The sequence below is a fragment of the Cryobacterium sp. TMT2-10 genome, assembly GCF_004403075.1.
GTDB lineage: Bacteria > Actinomycetota > Actinomycetes > Actinomycetales > Microbacteriaceae > Cryobacterium > Cryobacterium shii.
Genome location: NZ_SOGW01000121.1, coordinates 1 through 6,738, shown reverse-complemented (window position 1 = coordinate 6,738; position 6,738 = coordinate 1). Strand labels below are relative to the sequence as shown.

Genomic DNA, 6,738 nt, shown 5'->3' with positions numbered 1-6,738 from the left:
AACCAGCGCGCCATCACCCCGACCCCGGGTTCATTGGGCGCCGAAGGGCGGGCCGATCAACTCTTCGCCGCCCTGGACGGGAGGGCCTGGCGCACCCGCCCGGGCGACTCCAGTTGGAAGACGCCGAGGGTGCGGGTGGTGCGGAGCATTTCGTAGGTGGGTTCGTCGTCGAGAGGCACCCGGTCCAGGTCGATGGTCTCGCCGGTGAGTCGCCGGTGCTCCTCGATTGCGTACGCCATCGCGGACTGCATGCGGACGCCGAGGATGTCGAGCTTGATCAGACCCATCGGGTCCATGTCGTGCTTGTCGTACTGAGACATCGGCAGCCCCATGCCCGAGCGTTGCACCGGTGTGCGGTCGAGGAGGGAGGTGTCGGAGAGGATGACGCCGCACGGGTGGACGCTGATGTGGCGGGGGAGCCGGTCGAGCTTCGCGGTGAGGTCCACCAGCTGGTCCAGCTGCTGCGACTCGCGCACTTGCTTGGCGAGGTCGGCGAGCTCGGGTTTCTCCTCGAGGGCGCGGCGGAAGTCGCGGGCGTTGAATCGCCACATCTGCTTGGCGATCGCTGCGACCTGGTCTTCGGGCATGCCGAGCGCGAGCCCGGCGTCCCGGACGGCACCCCGGCCCCGGTACGCGTTGGTCATCGACATCAGCGACACCCGGTCGGCACCGAACACCTGGAACACTTCCCGGTAGATGTCGTGGCGGCGCGCGGATTCGACGTCGATATCGATGTCGGGGAGGGTCTGGCGTTCGGGGGAGAGGAACCGATCCCAGATGAGACCGTTCTCGATCGGTTCGACCGAGGAGGTGCGGAGCGCATAGTTGAGGACAGAGCCGACACCGGAACCCCGCGCTTGCACCCGGACGCCCATGCCCCGGATCCGGTCCGCGACGCGGGCGACGGTCAGGAAGTAGGCGGCGAATCCGAGGTGCTCGACCGTCTCCATCTCATGCGCAAGTTCCAGGTGTGCGGCACGGGCGAGGGTGGTGCCGGCGTACCGGTCGTCGATGCCGTGCCGGGCCCGCCGCCACCGCTCAGTGACCGGGTCGCCGACGACGCCGATGATCGAGGCTTCCGGCATCCGTGGTGTGCCGAGTCCGATGTCCGCGGCGGGGTCCAGGGCGCAGCGGTCCGCCAGCTCCTGTGTGGTGCGGAGCAATTGGTCTAGGGCATCGGGGTTCCGGGCGCCGGCGTCGACAATCATCCGCGCGACCTGGCGCATGTGCGATCCGTCTTTCAGCCACGCTTGCCCGTTCGCTTGCGGTTCCTCGAGCTGGGCGAGTGGGGTGAGGAGGCGGGTCGCGTCGGCGAGGTCCGCGGTCGTCGCGTCACTCGGCTCGCCGTAGCGGACGGCGTTGGAGAGGATAGCGGGGGTCCCGGTGTCCTCGGCGAGCCCGAGCATCCGGGTGGCCGCGGCCACGGACCCGCGTTGCCCGGTCGGTGCCAGGTGGCAGACGACTTCGAGGGTGACCGAGCCGATGGGCATGACCCGGAGCCACGCACGCAGCCCGGCGACGGACTCCGTGCTGTCCCGGCGTTCCACGGCGAGCCCCACATCAGAGAGTGGCCCGAGGAGCACGGTCAGGGCTCGATCTTCCGCCCAGGTGGCGAGCCGGCGCCGGTCGATGCTCGGTACCCGGCCTGCTTCGTGGGCGGAGCTCACGGCCCGGCAGAGTGCGGCGTAGCCGCGGCCGTCCCCGCCGTGGGCGAGTAGGGTCACCCGGCCGAGCGGCCGGTGCTCATCGTCGTGGACGGCCAGATCCGCGCCGAGGCCCGGGCGGATCCCTGCAGTTGCGCACGCGCGCACGTGTTTCACCGCCCCGTACAGCCCATCCCGGTCGGTGAGGGCGAGGAAGTCCGCGCCGGCGGCTGCCGCCTGGTCGACGAGGGCATCGGGCATGGTCACGCCGTAGTGCGGCGAGTATGCGGAGGCGACGTGGAGGTGCGGGAAGCTCTGTCCCAATGCGTACCTCCAGCCCCCCTGATATCGAACGTTTATTCGATATAGGGAGTGTAGGTCTGGGCTCTGACACTCACAAGACCTGCTCGTCGCGTCCTTGTTTCAGATCTGTGCTGCGCTCCGAGCAGAGCATCCGGTTCGTCCGCAGCCACCGGTCTGCTGAGCACGGGCGAGCTGTCTCGCAACTGGCTAGCAGCGCACCAAACTCGTCGGACGCGGAGTATTGTTCCGTCCCGGCTCGTTTCCCCGAAGGGGGGATACAAACCGAGGCTCTTTGCGTTGCGGCGTGGATAGGCTGCGGGAATGAGCAGTCGACCGCGTCACCGTGCCCCCGCTTCGATCGGTGCAGCCGCACTCGTTATTGCTCTAGCCGGGTGCTCCGGCGGTGGCACTCCGGAGAGCGTCTGCACAGATGCGATCGCCGAGCGCATGGGCGCGGTGTTCACCGACGTTAAGGTCACAGAGAACATCGAGACGCCGGTTGCCGCCGATATCCAGGGCACATACGCCGGCGGTGGAGGGTTCGCGTGCGGTCTGTCGCTCCACCCTCTAGCGCTCGAGCAGGCGCTCGTGTTTCCGTTTGACGGCCCCACCATCACAGTCGAGCCGTGATTTAGGGCTGGAACGAGTCCATGCCCGTGCACGCCGGAGTCGCTTCATAGCCGCCGCAATATATTTCGAGCGTCATCCTGTCGAGATATGCACCGTCTGTCAGACCGTAAACGAACGGGTGCTTGACACCTCCGGCGTAGAGGTCTGCGGGGCTCTCGCACGCACTAAACAGGGGATCTAACGCTGCGGTAAACGCGGCTTCGTCGTCCTCAAGGTCGCTGTTGTACATGCTGTGCAGATCGGCTTCCGCCTTTGAGAAGGCAGAATCGCAAGTTGCGGTCAGCTCATGTGCGGCCGCCGACTCTGCCGCTGCGGGCGGCGGAGCCTGCCCTGCAGGCACGGCAACTCCGGCGGTCTCGTTAGCGCAGCCCGTCATAGCCAGCAGCAACAGTAGAGCGGCCGCTGGCGCGGCGATATGGATCTTCATGTTGTCCCCCAAATTGTCATTCGTGGCCAGCCTAGAGTCATGACGGCAACGCAACTCGCTTCACCACGCGCTGGCATCAGCCGGTCGTGCGCCCCTGAAATGGGCGTCGCCGGGCTGCCAACGCTACAACCCTCAGCAGTCATTAATGCCCCATACGGGGGGGCATAACGCTATCCACACGCGTGGCGGCGACAGCTCGAGGTGGCCGATGCAGCCAGCCCACCGAGCTGCCCGACCCTGGTGCCCGACTGTGCAGGTCGGCGCACGTGACTTTGTTGCTTTTCGTCTGGGGGATTGTTCACTGCCTGCTGCCGGCGTCAAGCCGTCGTCACAGTTTCAGCAAAAACTTCTTCCCCCGCTGCGCTCCTCCATAACTTTTGGCCTGCAACCGTTCCTTGGGGCTTGACCCCGACAGCACTCCATGAGGGCGGAAAAACCGCCGAAAGGCAAAAAAATTTGGAGGAGAGAAAATGCTTGAACACACACAGACCCCCGCACACACGATCACTCCCGGTGACGTCGAGCGAAAGATATTCCACCTCACCAGCTCGATCCGCAGGCGCGAACGCCTCTTGACCTGGGACGGATACGCCACACCCCACACTCCCGAGCGCCCCGCAGTTGTTGCAGCGCGCACCGCCGACCAGCTCGCCCGGATTGACGAACTCCGGACCCGGCTAGCCCACTGGGTAGCCATCCAGGCCGACCAGGCCGCCACCGCACCGAGTAACTGAGGAGATACGAACATGACGGATTACATCAGCACCAAGGACACCGCCAAGTTGGTTCGGGTGGCGTTGAAGAACGCGTTTCCCGGCGTGAAGTTCAGCGTCCGGATGAGCACCGGCACCGCGTCCGCATGGATGAACGTGTCATGGAGCGACGGACCCACCGACCGCGAGGTAAGCGCAGTAACCAACCAGTACGAGGGCCGCAAGTTCAACGGCATGACCGACGGGTACGACGCCCAAGGGTCCGCGCTCGTCGCGTTCGAGGGCGAGGACATGCCCCGGGTCGTGCGGTACTCCTGCGACGGGATCAACACCCACCGCGACTACACGGCCGCCGGATACCGGGCCGCGCAGCACCTCATCAGCACCGACAGCGACCACAAAGACCTCGTCGTATTCACCCCCGAGGGCGAACCCCTCAACGAAGCTGCCGTGCCTCACGGGATCTACGTCGCCGGGCACTTCCACGATTACATCTACAGCCCTGTGCATATCGCCCAGGTCATCCTGCACCGAGTCAACCTGTGCACCGTCACCGCGCCCACTCGATAGACCCGGAGAACCAGCAGTGAGCACCACCATCATTGACACCGCCGCGGCCACGCGATTCGTCGACGTGTTCGCGGCCGCAGACTTCGCGGGTGACGTGGGCCCGCGGATGAGCTGCACCGAAGTGGACGCCCTCGCCGGGATGCTCCGCGCCGTCGGAGCCGACACCGCCGCCGACACCTGGGTATCCGCACACGCCGAAGAAGACCAAGAAGGAGACAGCCACCACCCAGCCTGATCACCCAAACGCCCCCCTTGACGACGATCAAGGGGGGCGTTTTGACACCCCAGCAACTCACCAACCGGAGCAATCACAGACGACGGTCACGGCCGATCCTGATGCGAGGACGGCGTCGGTTGTAGCGGCGCCGTCCCGGAACCTGGCAACGATGAGGCATCGGGCGAACTCTGCGCGCACACCAGTTGGGTGGACCGCTCAGCATCCTCCGACGAGGCTCCGGCGGGACCGACAGGACCCAACCACTCCAGCGAAGAGAACCAAACCAGACAGGTTAGCGGCCGCTTCGAGAGCTCAATGGCTTCAGAGCGCAGGAGCCTTCTTGACGTCGCGCAGCGCCAGACCTAGGCGGCCGGCTACTTCTGCCTTGGGGGTTCCGAGGTCGAGCATGGACGCGATGACGGCCGCCGCTGATGTGCGGGCGGCCGTGCTCTGCTGCGCTGCGCGTTCCTGGATGGCCGCGATCTCCTCCTGTGCTGTCGCGGCGATCTCGTCGAGCGAGTCAGTGGCGACGAAGTAGTCGGTGGCGAGTTGCTCGAGCTTGTCTTCTTTCGCGCGGAACTCTGCCGCTTTCTCGCGTGCGCGAGAGCGGGCGGCAGTCTGCTTCGCAGACTTACGTACATCGGCCATGCGTGTACCCCTTTCGTGGGTGGAAGAACCAGTATGCGGGAGTACAGCGCGCATGCTTGGCCGCCAAAGCCAACGCCGGGGAGGGTGCCCGGTTGCGCAGGGAGGCGCGCGTTCAATTGCGAGCTGTGCACTGCCTGCTCCGTCAATTCGATAGCCCCTATCTGCAGTCACCCGTCGATCTCAGCTTCAATATCCGAGCATCTCAATCTTCGATCGTGATCACTCTGCATCCTCATTCTTCGTACAAGTATTTGTCACACCTCTGGCATTAGTAATAGACGAGGTAAAGTGAGCGAGTGATGACTATGCATATCCTCTCTGCGGGAGACGGGTATGTGTACTACACCAACGAAGTTGCGACCGGTGATGCGAAGCGTGAGAGCGGCCGTGAGCTGGGCGATTACTACACCGAGGATGGCAACCCTCAAGGTGTCTGGGTCGGCGGGGGACTGGCCGCACTCGGCGTCTCCGGGGTCGTCACGGAGGAGCAGATGAAGGCCCTCTACGGTGAGGGTTTGCACCCCGACGCCGAACGAATCATTGCTGACGCGCAGGCCCAAGGCAAGACTGTGGGGGAGGCTACGAAGGCAGCCAAGCTCGGCCGTTCCTACTACGGCTACAGCACCGACGGTACTGACCTGTCCGCGAAGATCGCTGCCGGCTACACCGACTTCACGAAGGTGAACGGGCGCGAGCCGAACGTTGCCGACCGCCGTGCGATCCGCACACGTGAGGGTGTCCTGGCGTTCCGCGACGCGAAGGGCCGGCCGCCGGCGGACAAGGACGAGCTGGGCCGGTTCATCACGGCGGCGACGCGTCCGACGCAGCAGGCTGTCGCCGGTTTCGACCTGGTCTTCTCGCCTGCGAAGAGCGTGTCGGTGCTCTGGGGTCTCGGCGACGAGGACACCCGGAAGACGATTGAAGATGCCCAGGCGATCGCGATCCTGGACACCGTGTCTTACCTCGAGCGGGAAGCGATCGCGACTCGTGCGGGTACGAACGGGGTCGCGCAGATCGACGTCGAGGGTGGCCTTGTGGCGACGCGGTTTCGTCACTATGACTCCCGGAATGGTGACCCGCAGTTGCACGATCACCTGGTCGTGGCGAACAAGGTCAAGGGTGTCGATGGGAAGTGGCGCACGATCGATTCCAAGCTCTTCCACCGTCAGGGTGTGGCCGCGTCGGAGTTCTACAACCAACGCGTCATGGACGAAGTCACCACCCGCCTCGGCCTGGCCACAGAGCTGCGGGAAGTCACCCCGGGCAAGCGGCCCGTGGTCGAGATCGCCGGTGTTGACGAGCGCCTCACGGGGGCGTTCTCGACCCGGTCCGCGGACATCAAGAAGGTCGTCGGCCAGCTCGAGAAGGACTACCGGGCCACCCACGGGCGCAGCCCGGACGCGGTCGCCCGGATCAAGCTCGCCCAGCAGGCCACCCTCGAGACCCGCCCCGCGAAAGCACACGCCCGCTCCCTCTCCGGCCTCCGCACCGAGTGGGCCACGAAGGCCGCCGAACGCGTCGGCACCGCCACCGTCACCAACCTCCTCAAGGATGCCCGCGCCGCGGCGCCGGCCACGAGTGGCAGGG

At 65.6% G+C, this 6,738-nt stretch carries 8 protein-coding genes; 5 read left to right on the top strand and 3 right to left on the bottom strand.

The genetic code is table 11. The annotated features are described in order from the left end of the window. Positions 1–56 precede the first annotated feature (56 nt). Positions 57–1,967 carry a PHP domain-containing protein gene (locus E3T37_RS15160; protein WP_134368111.1) on the bottom strand — a complete coding sequence of 637 codons (1,911 nt, stop codon included), beginning with the start codon at positions 1,965–1,967 and terminating at the stop codon, positions 57–59. Between the two features lie 300 nt (positions 1,968–2,267). Here E3T37_RS15160 and E3T37_RS15155 point away from each other — a divergent pair, with 300 nt between their 5' ends. After that, positions 2,268–2,576, top strand: coding sequence for a hypothetical protein (locus E3T37_RS15155; RefSeq protein ID WP_134368110.1), 309 nt, complete (start codon positions 2,268–2,270; stop codon positions 2,574–2,576). Between the two features lies 1 nt (position 2,577). On the opposite strand, the gene E3T37_RS15150 is transcribed toward E3T37_RS15155, so the two are convergent. Further along, positions 2,578–3,003, bottom strand: a complete 426-nt coding sequence (locus E3T37_RS15150; RefSeq protein WP_134368109.1) for a hypothetical protein — start codon at positions 3,001–3,003, stop codon at positions 2,578–2,580. A gap of 470 nt (positions 3,004–3,473) precedes the next feature. Here E3T37_RS15150 and E3T37_RS15145 point away from each other — a divergent pair, with 470 nt between their 5' ends. Genes E3T37_RS15145 through E3T37_RS15135 form a run of 3 tightly spaced genes read left to right on the top strand, consistent with a single transcriptional unit; the run spans position 3,474 to position 4,521 of the window. Then, on the top strand, positions 3,474–3,737 hold the full coding sequence (locus tag E3T37_RS15145; RefSeq protein WP_134368108.1) for a hypothetical protein: 264 nt from the start codon (positions 3,474–3,476) through the stop codon (positions 3,735–3,737). A gap of 12 nt (positions 3,738–3,749) precedes the next feature. Beyond that, on the top strand, positions 3,750–4,286 hold the full coding sequence (locus E3T37_RS15140) for an LPD29 domain-containing protein (RefSeq protein WP_134368107.1): 537 nt from the start codon (positions 3,750–3,752) through the stop codon (positions 4,284–4,286). A gap of 16 nt (positions 4,287–4,302) precedes the next feature. Then, positions 4,303–4,521, top strand: a complete 219-nt coding sequence (locus E3T37_RS15135; RefSeq protein ID WP_134368106.1) for a hypothetical protein — start codon at positions 4,303–4,305, stop codon at positions 4,519–4,521. 303 nt (positions 4,522–4,824) lie between these two features. On the opposite strand, the gene E3T37_RS15130 is transcribed toward E3T37_RS15135, so the two are convergent. Beyond that, the gene (locus E3T37_RS15130) at positions 4,825–5,151 is read right to left on the bottom strand and encodes a hypothetical protein (RefSeq protein ID WP_134368105.1); all 327 of its coding nucleotides are present in this window, start codon (positions 5,149–5,151) and stop codon (positions 4,825–4,827) included. Between the two features lie 299 nt (positions 5,152–5,450). On the opposite strand from E3T37_RS15130, the gene mobF reads away from it, so the two are divergent. After that, a partial coding sequence (mobF, locus tag E3T37_RS15125) for a MobF family relaxase (protein ID WP_166806119.1) occupies positions 5,451–6,738 on the top strand: 1,288 nt, incomplete at its 3' end.

Bases quoted from the DNA above. Each gene is read 5' to 3' on its own strand.
- E3T37_RS15155 (WP_134368110.1), top strand. From the start codon at position 2,268: ATGAGCAGTCGACCGCGTCACCGTGCCCCCGCTTCGATCGGTGCAGCC.
- E3T37_RS15150 (WP_134368109.1), bottom strand. From the start codon at position 3,003: ATGAAGATCCATATCGCCGCGCCAGCGGCCGCTCTACTGTTGCTGCTG.
- E3T37_RS15145 (WP_134368108.1), top strand. From the start codon at position 3,474: ATGCTTGAACACACACAGACCCCCGCACACACGATCACTCCCGGTGAC.
- E3T37_RS15140 (WP_134368107.1), top strand. From the start codon at position 3,750: ATGACGGATTACATCAGCACCAAGGACACCGCCAAGTTGGTTCGGGTG.
- E3T37_RS15130 (WP_134368105.1), bottom strand. From the start codon at position 5,151: ATGGCCGATGTACGTAAGTCTGCGAAGCAGACTGCCGCCCGCTCTCGC.